The sequence below is a fragment of the Singulisphaera sp. GP187 genome, assembly GCF_900129635.1.
GTDB lineage: Bacteria > Planctomycetota > Planctomycetia > Isosphaerales > Isosphaeraceae > Singulisphaera.
On sequence record NZ_FSRB01000001.1, the window covers coordinates 3358280 to 3373301 of the forward strand.

Below are 15022 nucleotides of genomic sequence, written 5' to 3' on the forward strand. Positions count from 1 at the left end.
AACCGTCGGCCCAAGGTCAGGGCCCGGTTATTCGGGGCGAGCCGACCCCTCAGGATCGCCCAGAGCCCGCGGCCCCGGCCCGCCTGATTGTGAAGAATCGACCCTCGCGAAGGAAGTGACGGATGCGACGGATCAAAGAACTCCTTGCCCAGGGGCAAGTGGTCCGCATGTTCGGCGTCGGGCAGTTGCTCAGCCCCAAGCTGATCGAAATCATCGGTGAGCACGGCGACTTCGACGCCCTCTGGCTCGATGTCGAGCATGCCGGCATCGGCATGAAGGAGATCGAGCTGGCGACCCTCGCGGCCAAGGCCTATGGCATGGACCACTTCGTCCGGCTTCCGGCCACCGACTACGCCTCGATCATGAGGCCGCTGGAAGCCGGCGCGGGGGGAGTCATGGTCAGCATGGTTCGCTCGCCGGAGGAGGCCGAACAGGCGGTTCGCTGGGCCAAATTCTGGCCCCGCGGCGAGCGTGGCATGAACGGTGGGAACCGCGACGGCCGGTTCGGCCTCACCCCGATCGGTGAGTATGCCGCCCACGCCAACGCCGAGACGTTCGTTGGAATTCAGATCGAGACCGCCAGCGCGATCGCGTCGGTCGCCGAGATCGCCGCCATCCCGGACGTCGACCTGCTCTTTGTCGGGCCGGCCGATATTAGCCAGGTCCTGGGCGTGCCCGGCGAATTCGAGCATCCCCGCTGTCTCGAGACCATCGAAAAAATCGCCCGCGCCTGCGCTGACGCGGGCAAACCGTGGGGAATCGTGCCGCGGGGGGGAGAGTACGCCGAGCGAATGCGCGGCTGGGGCTGCCGGATGTTCGTCCTCGGCTTTGATATCCACGCGGTTCACGCGGGAATTCGCGCCGCGAAGGAACGCTATGGACCGTTCTTTCCGACGCGATGAAACGATTTTTTTTCGCTCACCCTGACCCCAAAAACGCAAAAAAAGAAAAAGGCTTGAGCCGGATCGCCGCCGGCTCAAGCCCCATTCGCCCTTCAGTCACTACGGCCGTTCAATTCAACGATCGCGGCTCGACATGTCGCGGCTCCGGTTCTGCTCGATCGCCGCGAGGATACCGAACCTGAGCTTGCGATAGAGGACCGGCTGGTGCTCCTTGGGAATCTCCTTGCCGATCCATTCGATGGCCGACTCGGATGCGCCTCGGAAACCCTGCGACTCGGCGATGGCACCGAGGGCGATGAGTCGTCGCGGCTCGTCGGGATACAACACGACCAGTCGTCGTGCATCCTCGAACCGACCGACCGAGATCAGGTTGTCGATCAGGACGCCGGCCAGGATCGCCCGGGGATCGTCGAGCGGGATTGACGAGACCGCATTCGCAGCCTCGTGGTAAGTCGCGGTGGCACCGTCCGGGTCATTCCCCCGCGCCTGGGACTCGGCGATTTTGACCAAGGCGTCGGTCCGCACTTCAGGCTGTGGGATGAGCTGGGCGACCTGGAGACCGCGGGAATACTGCTTCGAGTGGGCCGCCGCGGTCGCCACCGCCACCAGGGCCCGATCCCGCCAGACCGGACGATTGATCAGCCGGGCGACCTCGGACGCCTTGACCATAATCTGGTCGGCATGGGCGTCAAGCGGGTGAACCTTGGTGGGATTGCCCGCGTCCTTGTCGTCTTTGGCCTCCGAATGAGGGAATTCGTTGACGATCGTCTGACTCCCGAACGACTGAGTTTCGACCACCCGATAGAGCATCTCGGTATGGTAGGTCGGGTTGTAGATTCGATTCGCCAGGAAAGCGGCACGACTCCACTCGAGCTCGGCTCGACTGATCAGAGTCTCACGATCGACGTCGGCCGATTTCGGGAGCGGCGACGCGGTGTCGTTGAACTCGGGGATGCTCAGATCCATTTTTCCGTCGCGAAGCAGTGCCTCGCTCAGGTTATTCAACCCCGTGATGACGGCGATGAGCCGAAGGTCATGGACCGTACGGTCGGGAATCGTCAGCGCGGCGGCCGCCGCTTCGCCCAAGGCCCGATGCGCCAGGTGCAGTTGGTTGCCGAAGACGGCCACGCTCGCGACCTTGTTCAGGGTCAGGCTGCGCTCGGCCGGATCGCTGATCGACCGTGCAAATTCGAGCTCCCGCGGCTGGACTTGGCTGAGGTTGGGAGGATTGGTTCGGCCCGACTCCTGGGAGAAGCTCGAGAACGAGAAGAGGTCTTCGTTGTCCGGAAAAGTCACGTTCGCCCCCGGGCCGAGCGGAACGCTGGCGCCGGGAGGCAACAGAGGCACGTACCCGGTGGACGGGACAAGGCCTCCCGCTTCGACTCCGACCGGGCGGTTGGGACCCACCCCTGAGATCGAACCCGTGGGATTCCGCTCGATTGCGGAGGAGGTTCCCGTCCCCGTCCCTGCTCCCGACCCTGAGGAGAGGCCGGGGCCGCTGGGGACCTGAGCCGTCGCGGAGATCGGCAAGCCCAGGGCGAGGCCCAGAGTCACTGCCGCCGAAAGCCGATATTCGAAGCGTGGTCGCATCATGGGTGCCATTCCTTGAGGGCCTGCCGCTAATGCCGGAGGCCCCTGGAGAAAGGGTGATACCGTCGAGTCGATCGACATTCGAGCCCACCCTTTCTTGTTAATGGAATCATTCCCCGCGTTCCGCTCCGGGTCAAATCAACCGTTCAGGACAACGCCCCCGCCCGTCCGAAAATTCGCTTCGGGTTTTCGAGCAAAATCAATCGGGCGAGCTCGAGGGCCCGATCGATCGACCATCCCTGGCCCCGAACAGCGTCGTCGGCCAGCGTCTCGGCCAGAACGCGTCGGAACATGTTGAATTTAGGCAACACGAACTCGAGCTTGTAGGCGTCGGAGTAGTACCCCACCTGCTTGACCTTGGGGACCGCCTGGAGCCGGGCCCGCAGGTCGGCGGCGATGTAGGCCGGGATGTTCGAGTACCACCAGTGCCCCATCGGAACCACGTTCGGAAAGATCCAGGAGTAGGCCACCAGCTCACCCCCCGCGTCGGGCGAAAGGGTCGAGACCGGGAACGTGACCCCGGAGAAGTGGTTGAACAACTCGCGGTAGCCGTGCAGGCTGACCCGGCGGTCGAACAAGTCGCGGCCCCCGGCGACTCCCGCCGGATAAACATTGCGGATCGGGCCGATCATCAGGTCGAACGGCAGCCGGAACTCGGCGCAGAACTCCGCCAGAGTCCAGAAGACGACCTGCCTCACCTCATCGTGCTCATCGGGCCGCTGGTCCATCTGATGGAGCGCGCGTCTGACAGGGGTCACGGCACGCTTGGCGGTGGCGCGATAGGGGGCAAAGTCCGGGGGAAGACTGATCGCGCACGCCCGCGCCCCCCGCTTGACGAACCGTTCGAAGAGAACGCCGATCGCCTGGCGGAGCGTGGCATAATCCTGAACGTCGACATTCGTGGCACGGCGGAGCCGATCGACGGTCGTCGGCTCGTGGAGCTTCAGAACCAGGTCGTCGGTCCGTAGGCAAGGGACGTATTTCTGAGGATCCCAGCCTTCGAGCGGATCGTCGAATTCGTTGGTCAGAAAGACCGCTTCGAGCTGCGATTTCTTCCAGACCTCATGGTCCCACGCCGCGCCGCTGCTGCTGGTCGAGCGCTCGGCGCGGTCGTAGAGTTCGCCGATGTTCTGGGGCGTGATCCGATCGTGGGGGAAGTCGTGAAACGTCTTGGCAATTTCCAGCAACCACGAATACTGGACGGTGTTGTCAATCCGATCGAGGTAGCCGGCCAGGTTCCGGACCCGTGTCTCGGGGTCGAGACTCGGCGCGACGAACTCAGAGGGCATCCCCGCCGAGTGGGCGAGTTCGGTATAGTAGTGATACCCCAAGACTTCGTCGAAGTTCCGCGCGGCGGGCCGAGCCGGGTCGATATGCGAATGGGGATCGAAGATCGGCCAGCGTGTCATCTCGTCAAAGAGCTCACGGGCCTTGGGGTCGTGCGGTGAGGTTGTCGGCATCGTTTTAACAGCTCGGCGCGGGGTGAGAATCGTCGCACTCGAATCGCGATTGACCACAAAACAAGCTAGCCAGCGTCCGAGTTTCCAGCAAGAGAGGAGAGTCAGGGCCGATGAACGTGGTTGTGACCGGCGGAGGAACGATCGCACCGATCGATGACGTCCGCCACCTTGCCAATGTCTCGTCGGGCCGGTTTTCGGCAATGATCGCCGAGGCCTGTCTGAAACACGGGGCGTCGGTCTGGCACATCCACACCCCCGCGGCGCAGCTTCCCTACAAACGCCAGGCGCAGTTCGATCTCAACACGACCGACCCCGAGGCGGAGCAGGCGCGGCTCGCCGCGCTCCAGCGCGAGTGGCGCTCGGTCGCCGATCAGCTCCACCTGGTCCCCTTGGCCGAGGGAACCGTGGCCGAATATGCCGCAAGTCTGGAACGCGTCCTCCGCAACCAATCGATTGACGTCGCCTTCCTGGCGATGGCCGTCTCCGACTTCGAGCCCAGACCGATTCCGGGCAAGCTCAACTCTCAGGCCGAGTCGATCATCATCCACGCCTTGCGCACCCCGAAAGTGATCCGATCGGTCCGCGACTGGTCCCCTCGCCTCTTCCTCGTCGGCTTCAAGCTCCTGTCCCGCGTCCCCCTGCCCGACTTGCTCGCAGAAGCCGAGGCCGCCTGCCTGGCCAATCGCGCGGACCTGACCGTCGCCAACGACCTGCAAACGCTCCGCGACGGCCAGCACACCGTCCACCTCGTCCGCCCCGAGCATCCGCCGGAAACCCTCCAATCCGGCGGCACGCTCGCGGACAGGCTGGTCGATCGAGTCTTCGCGCTGGCCGAGCAACGGCGAACCACGACACCACACCCATCGGTTCGCAACGCCGTCGATGGCTGAATCCCTTTCGTTCCCAGTCCAAGGCGCAGCTCCGATTCCGAACCCAAGACGGATTTCCATCATCTCCAGGTCGACCCCAGATGAGCCAATCCCCGACCTTGCCGACGGGACACGTACGATCTCAGTCGGCCCGCGTCGCCGCGATCGGCTGGCCGTTGGCGATTGTCCTTCTGAGTTTGGTATTGCGGGGCACGGTTGTCCGAGACTTCGTGGCACACCCGCTCGGCCGGCTCCCCTGGGTGGATGAAGGGGCCTATTGGACCCGGGCGCAGGCGATTCTCAACGGGGCATGGCTCCCCGATCGGCCGTTCTACCAGGACCCTCTCTACCCTTATTTGCTCGCGGGATTGATGCGGGTGGTTGGGACGGAGGTCTCAAGTCTTCGAGTCGCGCTGGCCTGTCTCGGTGCGCTCACGCCGTTGGCGGTATACGGGGCGGGCCGCCTCGGTTTCGGACCCGTTGAAGGGAGGGTGGCCGGCCTCCTTTGCGCGGCGTGCGGCCCGTTGATCTTCACCGACGGACTGTTGGAGAAGGAGAGCCTGGCCGCGCTCGGCGCGGCGATCGCGCTTGGTTTGACGGCATGGGCCGCGAATCCGGCTGGCCGGGCTTGGAGAGCGACCGGTTCGGGTCTGGCCTGGGGAATCGTGAGCCTCCTCCGCGCCAATGCCCTCGTCCTCGCCCCTCTGGGTGCGATCTGGTGGCTGCTGGCGGACTCTCGCCACCTGACCGTGGGCCGCCGCCGCGCCAAGGCCCTGCTCTTTCTGCTCGGGTTCGCGCTCGCCATCGCGCCTGCCACCATCGTCAATGCCGTCGTCTCCCGGCCGACCGAGCTGATCCTGACCACCTGGCAAGGGGGGGCCAACTTCTACATCGGCAACGGCCCCGAGGCCACCGGGACCTATGTGGCCCCCCCTTTCGTCGAGGCGAACCCGGCGCACGAGGCGGACGACTTCGCCGAGGAGGCCACCCGCCGCTCCGGTCGGCGATTGAGCCACACGGGCGTCTCCCGGTTCTGGCTCGACCAAGGGCTGAAACGTTGGTGGGACGCCCCAGCCGCATCGCTCCGCTTACTCGCGGCCAAGATCGGCCTGCTGGCGCACAACTTCGAGATTCCCGACAACCAGGACTTCGAATTCGTCCGTCTGGTCGCGGTCCCCCACCTGTCCTGGGGAGTGATCAGCTTCGGCACGTTGCTCCCATTGGCCGCCCTCAGCTTGGGCCTGGGGCGGGAAGAGCGGACACCGTTCTGGAGCTTCCTGATCCTCTCTACGGGGGCGGGCCTGGGGACAACCGCTCTCTTCTTTGTTGTGGGTCGTTACCGCATCCCTTGGTTTCCAGGTCTGGCGCTCCTGGGCGCAGCGGGGGCGGTCGACATGGGCCGCCGACTCGCTCGACGACAGTGGCGGGGACTGGGTTGGCGAGTCTGCCTGCTGGTCCTCCCGGCCGCCGCCCTTGCGTGGCGGCCCATGGTCGATCCGACCCCTGATCGTTGGGGGCACGCGGAAATCGAACTGGCGTTAGCTTTTCTGGCCGAAGGAAGCCTCGAGCCGGCGATCAACGCCCTGGACGACGTCCGAGCGCTTGGCGAAGGCCCCAGCGCTCGGGTCACGACCCTGCTGGCCGAAGGCCCGGTCCACGACCGCCTCGCTGCTCTCGTCCTGAATCGCCTGAACGGCCCCCGCCACGCAGGGGAGATCCCGCAAATCATTCGCGCACGCTGGCTCAGGCAGCTACCTGAGACCCGAGCGGAGAGCCGGCGCAGACTTGAGGGACTCCTCCGTTCTCAGCCCGACGACCCCGCGGTTCGGCGGGAATGGGGCGCCTGGTGGCTCGACGAAGCGAACGACCCCGAGGCGCGACGCCACGCCAAGGACGCCTTGGCCCGCGCGATCGAGGCCCCCGGCGGTGATGCCTCGGCCGCGGTCCTCCTCGCCCTGCTCACCACCGACCCCCTCCCGCTCGCAGGCCTCACCTCCCATCGCTCGGTTTCACTCAACGCTCGGGTCCGGCTTGCCCAGGCGATCGTGATTGCTCGTTCTCGGCCCGGGCGCGTCTCCAAGTGACCAAAGCTTCACGAAGCCGAACCCCAACGCCTCATGAACGGCAATGGTCGGAAGCGACTCAGGACTTCATGGCCGCTTCATTTCACCCCTGCATCCATGTCTGAAAATCACCACCAAGGACGAAGCGGGAAATCGGTTCCTGATCGCTCGGCAAGGGCGAGACGAGGCGAGCCTTGGGGGCCGAACCAACGTCGAGCGTAGCCCGGAATCGCCTGGCTTCGCCACCGGGCCACGCCCCGACGGGCAAACGGAAGTGATTGACAGAGTAAACCTTAGGCCCTGAGCGATCGGAATGATTCCCTGGTTTGCCAGGGATTCCTTCACGAGATATGCCAGGATCAAGTCGACGTGAGTTCGATCCCAGGACTCCCAATCGCTCCAAGTGATTGGAATCGATGAAAATGCACGCGACTCAGCCCCCAAGTCGACCAGTGATCAGTACACAGGACAATTCAAGCAAATTCGAAATCACCTGTCTTGAAACTCGTATCGATCCGCGCTATCCTGATGTTTCGAAGAAGATCCAGCCTGTCCCGTTTGATCGTGCCGTCTCAATTTTAATTATCAGACCCGGGACAACGTCTCGGCACGTCGTAGCACATCCGTGTTTCGTCGTGGCGGATTTCCACAATTTCAGGGCGAACCAACGACCCGTGAATCCTCTCGGGCGGGGGAGACACGTCCTGGACTTGGCTCAGCGCCATTCCGTTCATTTTATTCGTTTTTGCTGATTCGGCCTACCGAGAGAGGGGAAGTTTCATCATGTATCGTCGTGGTTTTACGTTGATTGAATTGTTGGTCGTGATCGCGATCATCGCGGTCCTGATCGCGCTGCTCCTGCCGGCCGTCCAGGCCGCCCGCGAAGCGGCGCGGCGGTCCCAATGCGTTAATAATTTGAAACAGCTTGGCCTCGCCATGCACAACTATCATGACATCAACGGCTCGCTTCCCATGGGTTCGGGAAACTGCCTGACCGGGATGCCCGGCACCTACACTTCCAAACAAGGGATCAGTGCCCACGCGGCCCTCTTGCCCCAGTTGGAGCAGAATGCGATCTACAATTCGATCAACTTCAGTTGGGGGATCGACGAAGGGACGGGGACGCCACAGTATCCCATCCAGAGCACGGCAATGAATGCCCAGGTCTCGGTCTTTCTCTGTCCCTCCGACGTGAATTCGGCCGAGGCCTACATCAATTGCAATAACTACTTCGGCTCCGTCGGCACCACCTCCAACCTGACGAATGCGAATACGTCCACCTGGCCGGCCCCCCCCGTCATGTCGAGCCTGACGACGACCGGCTTATTTGCCTACCAACGGGTTTACGGACTTCGGGACATGCTGGATGGAACATCGAACACGATCGCATTTTCCGAGTCGACCGTGGGAAACCCGAAATCCATTCTGGGCCAGATCAACATCGGCCTCACGAACGTCGCGGGCGCGGCCGCCGGCGAGTTTGCCGATGCTTGGACCAATCCCAACGCGGTCATCACGGCACTGGCGTCGTGCGACTCGGCCTGGCAAAACCGTTCGGCCACGATCGATGCCCAGCGAGGGAAGAACTGGATCCACGGTTCGATGGCCTTCACGCTCTTCAACACCTTGGCCATGCCCAACTCCTCGAAATGGTCCTACTGCTCCGGCAATGGCTCAGGGTCGGCATCGACGTTTGGTGAGGCAGACAGCTACCACTCCGGAGGGGTTAACGTCCTGATGGGTGACGGCAGCGTCAAGTTCATCAAGAACACCGTCAATCGGAATACATGGTGGTCGCTCGGCACCAGGGCGAACGGCGAGGTGATCAGCGCCGACGCCTATTGATTCTCATTCTCCGTTCCGAGACTTGAACCACACGTCATTCCTCAGGGCTTTATCTCTGTTTTACCGGAGCTTATAGACATGAGTCGTCGCGGATTCACGCTCATCGAACTTCTTGTGGTGATCGCGATCATCGCGGTTTTGATTGCCCTGCTCCTGCCGGCCGTGCAGGCGGCACGCGAGGCAGCGAGGCGGAGTCAATGCTCCAACAACCTGAAGCAGATGGGGCTGGCCCTACACAACTACCTTGACGTCGGGGGCACCTTCCCCAGTGCCCGTCCGGGCAGCGACTCGGGCAATAACGACTCCAACGCCATGAGCCTTTGGGTCTCCGTCTTGCCACAACTCGAGCAGCAGCCGCTTGCCAATGCCTGGAACTTCCTGCTCACGTTCAACGATCCGGGCGTCAGTGGCGTCTACGCCGCTTCGTGCCTCCCGCTGGCGCAGTCCACCGTGGCGTCGACCACGCTGTCGGTCTTTGTTTGCCCGAGCGACGGCCGGCAGCAACCCCTCTTTTCCACTTTGACTTCGGGACGGAACGACATCCCGCACCTCGCGAATCTGGCACCCTCGTCGTACTCGTCGTGCGCGGGATCCCTCGGAGGCGCCAACTCCGGCGCGGATTCCTACGGCATGTATGCCACGACCGACATCAAACACTTCAACAACGGCTTCGCCGACTACGGTGTCCCGCATCGCATTCGCAGCTTCACCGACGGTAGCAGCAACACCTTCGCGGTCGGCGAGACAACCTACGACAACGACGGTTCCTGGTATGGCACCCAAGTCGGCAAGTGCACGGGCGCCAAGAACCAGTTCAACGTCTGGACCGTTACCCTCCGTCTCGGCTCGAACTTCCGGACGACCCGGAACCCGCTGAATACCCTGCCGAGTAGCGGGTTGGCGTCGGGAGGCAATCCCTGTGGAATGAACAATGCTTTCGGCAGCCGCCACTCGGGCGGGGCCAATTTCCTCTTCGTCGACGGCTCGGTCCGGTTCATCAAGAACTCGATCAACCTCGCCACCTACCAAGCCCTCTCCTCACGCGCGGACGGCGAGGTCATCAGCTCCGATAGCTATTGATCTATTGTTCGCTATCTTGATTTCAGCAACCGGCGCGTTCCCATCGTGAGTGGAACGACCCGTGTCTCGACCCGAAAACCCCCAAGGGATTCTCCTCCGGCTCGCGGCTCGCGCGAGCCGGAGTGCTGTTCCACCCTGGTTTCCGAGGTTTCAAGTTCCACCCAAGCCTCGCCGCGTTCACGAACTCGGCGTACCATATCGTCCGACCGGATCGAGTCCAATCAAATTCCGCCGTGAAGCGGCCAGGGGAACGACATGAAGGTGTTGGTGCGTTGGTCTGATCATCGTGGTTTCGTGCTGGTGTTGGCGGGGGCGTGGGTCGCCGTTTCAGGGTGTGGAGGTCGAGACAAGAATGAGCTACCGGCGGTCGCCGCGGCCGGTAAAGTGACCTACAAGGGTAACCCCGTAAGTCAAGGAACGATGTATTTCCTGCCCGACACGGGGCGGCCCGCGACCGGGATCATCAAGGACGGCAGTTTCACCCTCACCACCTACAACGACGGCGACGGCGCTGTCGCGGGCAAGCACCGGGTCGGCGTCATCTCGACCGAGGACGTGCCGACGAAAGGGGGCGACTCCGTGCCGAAGTATCTCATTCCCGAGAAATACTCCCAGCCCGAGAATTCCGGTCTCGAGGTCGTCATTCCGCCCACCGGCAACACGTCTATTCAAATCGACATCAAATGATTCGTTGCCTTGGCATTCGCGACTCCCCGGCTCGACCGCCAAGGAGCAACGACCTTCCGATCCATCCGCGGCGAGCGCGGCTTCGAGCAGGCCCGCCGAATCGCCACCGACGGGTGCGAGCCTGCTCAGCGACACCGGAATTCCGAGTGCGAAGAATCGACATGGTCAGCGCCTACCCTTGCCGAACCGCGCGGGCCATGTTACGAAGGATGATGAGGCGGGGTCGAGGCACGGGAGGCCCCGCCCTTGGGTTGTCACCTTCAAATGGGATCAAGGCTCGATGGACGCCCCATCCGATCGAACGACGGCCGAAACAGGCCGTTTGACCCTGGAAGCCCAGGGATGGCGAGGCCTTGGGCCCCAGCACTGGAACGCCTCGCAAGCCGTGCTCGCCGAGCACGCCCTGAGACGCGGCGAAGGGGAGCTGTCGGACCAAGGGGCCCTGGTGTTCAAGACCGGGAAGTACACCGGCCGGTCCCCGAAAGACAAGTTTATTGTCCGGGAGCCGTCGAGCGAGTCCGAGATCGACTGGGGAGAGGTGAACTTTCCCTTTGATCCCGACCGGTTCGATGCGCTTCATCGCCGCCTGATCGCCCACCTCGAAGGACGCGAAGTCTGGATCCAGGACTCGTTTGGGGGGACTGACCCCACCCATCGCCTGCCAATCCGGGTCATCTGCGAGCGGGCATACCACGCCCTGTTCGCCCACCAGCTCTTCGTCCGGCCCACGACCGCGGAGCTCGCCGGCCACCGACCCGAGTTCACGATCATCGCGGCCCCCGATTTCCTGGCGGTTCCCGACCGGGACGGCACTCGAAGCGAGGTCTTCATCGTCCTGAACTTCGCGAAACGGCTGGTGCTGATTGGCGGCACTCAGTATGCCGGGGAAATCAAGAAGTCAGTCTTCTCGATCCTCAACTACCTGCTCCCGCGCCAGGGCGTGCTCTCGATGCACTGCTCGGCCAACGTGGGAGACACCGGCGACGTCGCGCTCTTCTTCGGACTCTCGGGCACGGGCAAGACGACCCTCTCCGCCGATCCGATTCGCGCCTTGATCGGCGATGACGAGCATGGCTGGGGCGATGACGGGGTCTTCAACTTTGAAGGGGGGTGCTACGCCAAGTGCATTCGCCTCGACCGGCTCAACGAGCCCGAGATCTATGAGGCGATCCGGTTCGGCACGGTGCTCGAAAACGTCGTGCTCGACCCCAAAACCCGGGTTCCCGACTTCGCCGATGCGTCCCTGACCGAGAACACCCGCGCAGCCTATCCGATCGAGTCGATTCCGAACCACGTGCCAGGGGGACAAGGAGGACATCCCCGCCGGATCATCTTTCTGACCTGCGACGCCTTCGGGGTGCTCCCCCCTTTGTCTCGGCTCACGCCGGAACAGGCGATGTATCACTTTCTCTCCGGCTACACGGCCAAGGTTGCCGGGACCGAGCGGGGGCTCAGCCAGGATCCGTCGGCCGTCTTCAGCGCCTGCTTCGGCGCCCCCTTCATGACCCTGCCGCCGAATCGCTACGCCGACCTGCTCGGTGCCAAGATGCGGCGGCATAAGGTGGAAGCCTGGCTGCTGAACACGGGTTGGACCGGAGGGGGGTACGGCCAAGGGCGACGGATCGCGCTCCGGCATACCCGCGCCCTGGTCGACGCCGTCCTGGGAGGAACGACGCGCCACGTGTCCTTCGCAGTCGATCCGATCTTCGGACTCGAGTATCCGACGGCCTGCCCCGGCGTGCTGAACGAGATCCTCGACCCACGCGCTGCCTGGCCCGATCGTGCCGCCTACGACACCCAGGCGACGCGTCTCGCCCAACTGTTCCGCAAAAACTTCACCCGGTTCAACGACGTCGAGCCCGCCATCCGAGCCGCAGGCCCACGGTTGGATTCATGAAGTCAGGTGATTCGCCGCGAGCGGTTCGCTCGCCCCAGACTCACTCAGGCAGGACGACCCAAAGCGATTACTCGGGCGAGATCGGTTCGGGCTGCCCTGGGGTTCGATTCTCAGCTCCGCGGGCGCTCTCGGTCGGCGCCCTCCAGGTGGTGAGCACGTGTTCCTCGCCCCCAACAATCGAGAAGGTCTCGTCGTAAAGCACGGTCGTGCCCCGCATCATTTTGAGCCGGTGCTCTCCGGCCGGGAGGTCGCAGACGAGCGGTTCGTGGATGCTGGCGTCGACCCGAAACATCTGGCTACCGACGCTGACGGCCACATCGGGCTCGGTGACATGGACGATCGCGGTCCCGGTCCGCGGCCCGGCCTGCGAGGCGACCCAGTAGAGCAAGGCTGCGCCGCAGATCCAGCCACCGAGATGGACAAGGACCTTGCTCGTCAAGACCCCAGAGCCGGGTCGCTGCGGGAGCGTCTTGAGGATCATCAATGGCTCCTTTTTCGAGGAAATCGAGGGCGGACGTAGAATCCCCCTCGGTGGCCCAGGGCCGAGGTCGAACAGCGAACGTCAACAATCTTGGAGGAGCGGGGTTCAGGGCGGACCTAGCGTCCGTTGTCCCCTGACTGTCACGCTCCTTCATCGTGGAGCGGCGAGGATCAATTCCCCGAGGTTACCGGCATTGAACACTTTAATACCCGTCCACCAAGGCCCCCAGTAGGCCCAAACCAGGCGATCGGCGGGAGGCTCGTTCATCCCTTGATGCGACGTCGCGGGGACGTCTTTGTCGGCCACGGCCAGGTCGAAACCGATCCGTTTCCCCACCTCCAAATGGGTCGGCTGGTCGGGGTACCGGTCGAACGGCTGAATCGCCCACTCGTAGGTCGTCACGTCCCCGACACGGCGAAAGGCCATTTTCGTTCGGGTCTTCTTGACGTCACCGGCCATCACAATCGGGTTGGTGTCATACTTCGTCCCGTAGATTTTCCCCGGACCTGGGATCGCGATGTACTGCTGAACGGGAAGGTCCGAGAGGCCGACGGAGTCCCAAAAGGGATTGGATACCGTACTCGAGACCCGCCGCTCGCTCCTGAGGCCATCGATGTAGACCTCGACGGCGTCGGTATCCATATGACTGGTGTGGCCGATGACCAGCTTGTCGTCACGGACGACCACGGCCAAGTAGATGAGCTGTTGCCTCAGGTTATAGCCGACCGAAAACGACGGGCTGAGGTCGGGACTCGTTGCGAGGTCGGCGCCTCCCAGGTCGGCGAATCCCGTCCCCTCGAAAAGCTTCTGAACCGGGTAGCGAATCCTGTCCTTGGGCCAATCCGCGAGTCCGCCGTCGATCTCGATGTTCTCGAGCGGGTATCCGACGGCCACCGAACCACGATTGGCGATGACCGGGGAAACCGCTCCTGGCGCGGAAGGAGGCGTCTTAGACTCGGGACGAGCGATGACCAACGGAACCGGCCTGGGTGTCGGTACGACGACCGGCGTGGGAACGGGCGCAACTGCGATTGCGGGCTTCTCGAGCCTGACAGGAATCGGCAGGCGCGGGGACGGTCCGAATTGCACCGCCAGTCCCGCAATCGAGGCCGTGGCGAGGCCAAGGCCGAACAGGACGAGCGCGGATTTGATCCCGGCGACGGACATGGCCTTCAAAGTCGCGCCGGCCAGGGCGACGACGGACTCGGAGACCGCGCCGGGGGCCGTGGAATTCCCCGAGGCGGCAAGCAGGATGGCGCGGGACGTCGAGCCAAAGAGGATCGCGGGGGCGACCGCATCCTCCCGGGGTGCGATCCCAGCCGTCATAACCCCCGCGGGTAGCACAAAACCACGGCGTGACAGGCGTGACCGCAGGAGTTCGCGCGCCCGGAAGAGCCGCCCTCGGACTGTCCCTGACGGCCAGCCGAGGGATGCGGCCGCCTGGTCCTGGGTCAGTCCCTCGAGGTAGCAGAGCACGAGCAAGGCACGGTACTTTTCTGGGAGCCGGTGGACCTCTTCGTCCAGGACCGCTTGCTCGGCCCGAACGCCGCTCGCCAGGTCGTTCTGTGACTCTTTGATCAGCGCGGCCGCTCGGCGTTCATGAGTTCGTCGTCGGGCCAGGTCAACCTTGGCCCGCGAAGCGACACGGTGCGCCACCCCGTACAGCCAGCTCGCCACCGAGAGGCGATTGCGGATCGATCCGGCCTTCCGCACCAGGACGAGAAACGTGGCCTGAAACGCGTCCTGGGCGTCGTGCTCGTCGTTCAAGACGCCGCGGCAGACGCGCAAGACCATCGGCCCGTGCCGGCGAATCAGCGCGGCGAAGGCGGCCTCGGCGGTCGGACCAGGTCCGGATCGAAACTGTTCCAGGAGCTGGCCGTCAGTCCAGTCGCCGCTGAGGCCGGTCTCGAACAGCGTCTCCAGGTCCCGCGCGATCCCACTCGTCAGTTTCGCCGGCATCCGCACTTCCTCTCCCGCTCCCGTACTGTGGGCCTTCGCCAAGTAGTGTCTCTGGGAGGCGTGACTGCTACATTTTTTTTCGCGGCGTTCACGAAAATATTGGGAATGCGTTCCGGCGAGGACCGCGCTTTCCGAATCCATGAAAAAAAAAGAACCCGCGGACAAGAGGTTTCCCTCTCGTCCGCGGGT

General features: G+C 63.6%; 11 protein-coding genes. 7 read left to right on the forward strand and 4 right to left on the reverse strand.

All coding sequences use genetic code 11. The features are described 5' to 3' along the window. The first annotated feature begins 122 nt into the window (after positions 1-122). Positions 123-902, forward strand: a complete 780-nt coding sequence (locus BUS42_RS13145) for an HpcH/HpaI aldolase family protein (protein ID WP_074307302.1) — start codon at positions 123-125, stop codon at positions 900-902. 114 nt (positions 903-1016) lie between these two features. Here the strand turns inward: BUS42_RS13145 and BUS42_RS13150 are convergent, their stop codons facing one another. Both BUS42_RS13150 and BUS42_RS13155 read right to left on the reverse strand, forming a co-directional pair. Then, positions 1017-2495: a hypothetical protein gene (locus tag BUS42_RS13150; protein WP_074307303.1), complete on the reverse strand. Its 1479-nt coding sequence runs from the start codon at positions 2493-2495 to the stop codon at positions 1017-1019. Positions 2496-2638: 143 nt separating this feature from the next. Further along, positions 2639-3952, reverse strand: coding sequence for a glucuronate isomerase (locus tag BUS42_RS13155; protein ID WP_074307304.1), 1314 nt, complete (start codon positions 3950-3952; stop codon positions 2639-2641). 110 nt (positions 3953-4062) lie between these two features. On the opposite strand from BUS42_RS13155, the gene BUS42_RS13160 reads away from it, so the two are divergent. From BUS42_RS13160 to pckA, 6 genes are all read left to right on the forward strand, one after another. After that, positions 4063-4842, forward strand: a complete 780-nt coding sequence (locus BUS42_RS13160; RefSeq protein ID WP_074307305.1) for a phosphopantothenoylcysteine decarboxylase domain-containing protein — start codon at positions 4063-4065, stop codon at positions 4840-4842. Positions 4843-4922: 80 nt separating this feature from the next. After that, complete coding sequence (locus tag BUS42_RS13165; protein ID WP_254053480.1) at positions 4923-6905, forward strand: glycosyltransferase family 39 protein; 1983 nt, start codon at positions 4923-4925, stop codon at positions 6903-6905. A 762-nt stretch (positions 6906-7667) separates the two neighbouring features. Next, positions 7668-8729, forward strand: a complete 1062-nt coding sequence (locus BUS42_RS13170; RefSeq protein ID WP_074307306.1) for a DUF1559 domain-containing protein — start codon at positions 7668-7670, stop codon at positions 8727-8729. Positions 8730-8807: 78 nt separating this feature from the next. Next, positions 8808-9809 (forward strand): DUF1559 domain-containing protein, encoded by a 1002-nt coding sequence (locus BUS42_RS13175; protein ID WP_074307307.1) that lies wholly within the window; start codon positions 8808-8810, stop codon positions 9807-9809. 255 nt (positions 9810-10064) lie between these two features. Further along, the gene (locus BUS42_RS13180; protein ID WP_074307308.1) at positions 10065-10496 is read left to right on the forward strand and encodes a hypothetical protein; all 432 of its coding nucleotides are present in this window, start codon (positions 10065-10067) and stop codon (positions 10494-10496) included. Between the two features lie 280 nt (positions 10497-10776). Continuing rightward, entirely contained in the window at positions 10777-12393 is a 1617-nt protein-coding gene (pckA, locus tag BUS42_RS13185) for a phosphoenolpyruvate carboxykinase (ATP) (RefSeq protein WP_074307309.1), read from the forward strand. 67 nt (positions 12394-12460) lie between these two features. Here the strand turns inward: pckA and BUS42_RS13190 are convergent, their stop codons facing one another. Together BUS42_RS13190 and BUS42_RS13195 are read right to left on the reverse strand one after the other, a co-directional pair. Further along, positions 12461-12874 (reverse strand): hypothetical protein, encoded by a 414-nt coding sequence (locus BUS42_RS13190; RefSeq protein ID WP_074307310.1) that lies wholly within the window; start codon positions 12872-12874, stop codon positions 12461-12463. Between the two features lie 150 nt (positions 12875-13024). Further along, on the reverse strand, positions 13025-14833 hold the full coding sequence (locus tag BUS42_RS13195) for a sigma-70 family RNA polymerase sigma factor (RefSeq protein ID WP_074307311.1): 1809 nt from the start codon (positions 14831-14833) through the stop codon (positions 13025-13027). Positions 14834-15022 lie beyond the last annotated feature (189 nt).

What these genes read in the sequence shown, in the direction of transcription:
- BUS42_RS13145 (WP_074307302.1), top strand. Translation starts at nt 123, where the DNA reads ATGCGACGGATCAAAGAACTCCTTGCCCAGGGGCAAGTGGTCCGCATG.
- BUS42_RS13150 (WP_074307303.1), bottom strand. Translation starts at nt 2,495, where the DNA reads ATGATGCGACCACGCTTCGAATATCGGCTTTCGGCGGCAGTGACTCTG.
- BUS42_RS13155 (WP_074307304.1), bottom strand. Translation starts at nt 3,952, where the DNA reads ATGCCGACAACCTCACCGCACGACCCCAAGGCCCGTGAGCTCTTTGAC.
- BUS42_RS13160 (WP_074307305.1), top strand. Translation starts at nt 4,063, where the DNA reads ATGAACGTGGTTGTGACCGGCGGAGGAACGATCGCACCGATCGATGAC.
- BUS42_RS13165 (WP_254053480.1), top strand. Translation starts at nt 4,923, where the DNA reads ATGAGCCAATCCCCGACCTTGCCGACGGGACACGTACGATCTCAGTCG.
- BUS42_RS13170 (WP_074307306.1), top strand. Translation starts at nt 7,668, where the DNA reads ATGTATCGTCGTGGTTTTACGTTGATTGAATTGTTGGTCGTGATCGCG.
- BUS42_RS13175 (WP_074307307.1), top strand. Translation starts at nt 8,808, where the DNA reads ATGAGTCGTCGCGGATTCACGCTCATCGAACTTCTTGTGGTGATCGCG.
- BUS42_RS13180 (WP_074307308.1), top strand. Translation starts at nt 10,065, where the DNA reads ATGAAGGTGTTGGTGCGTTGGTCTGATCATCGTGGTTTCGTGCTGGTG.
- pckA (WP_074307309.1), top strand. Translation starts at nt 10,777, where the DNA reads ATGGACGCCCCATCCGATCGAACGACGGCCGAAACAGGCCGTTTGACC.
- BUS42_RS13190 (WP_074307310.1), bottom strand. Translation starts at nt 12,874, where the DNA reads ATGATCCTCAAGACGCTCCCGCAGCGACCCGGCTCTGGGGTCTTGACG.
- BUS42_RS13195 (WP_074307311.1), bottom strand. Translation starts at nt 14,833, where the DNA reads ATGCCGGCGAAACTGACGAGTGGGATCGCGCGGGACCTGGAGACGCTG.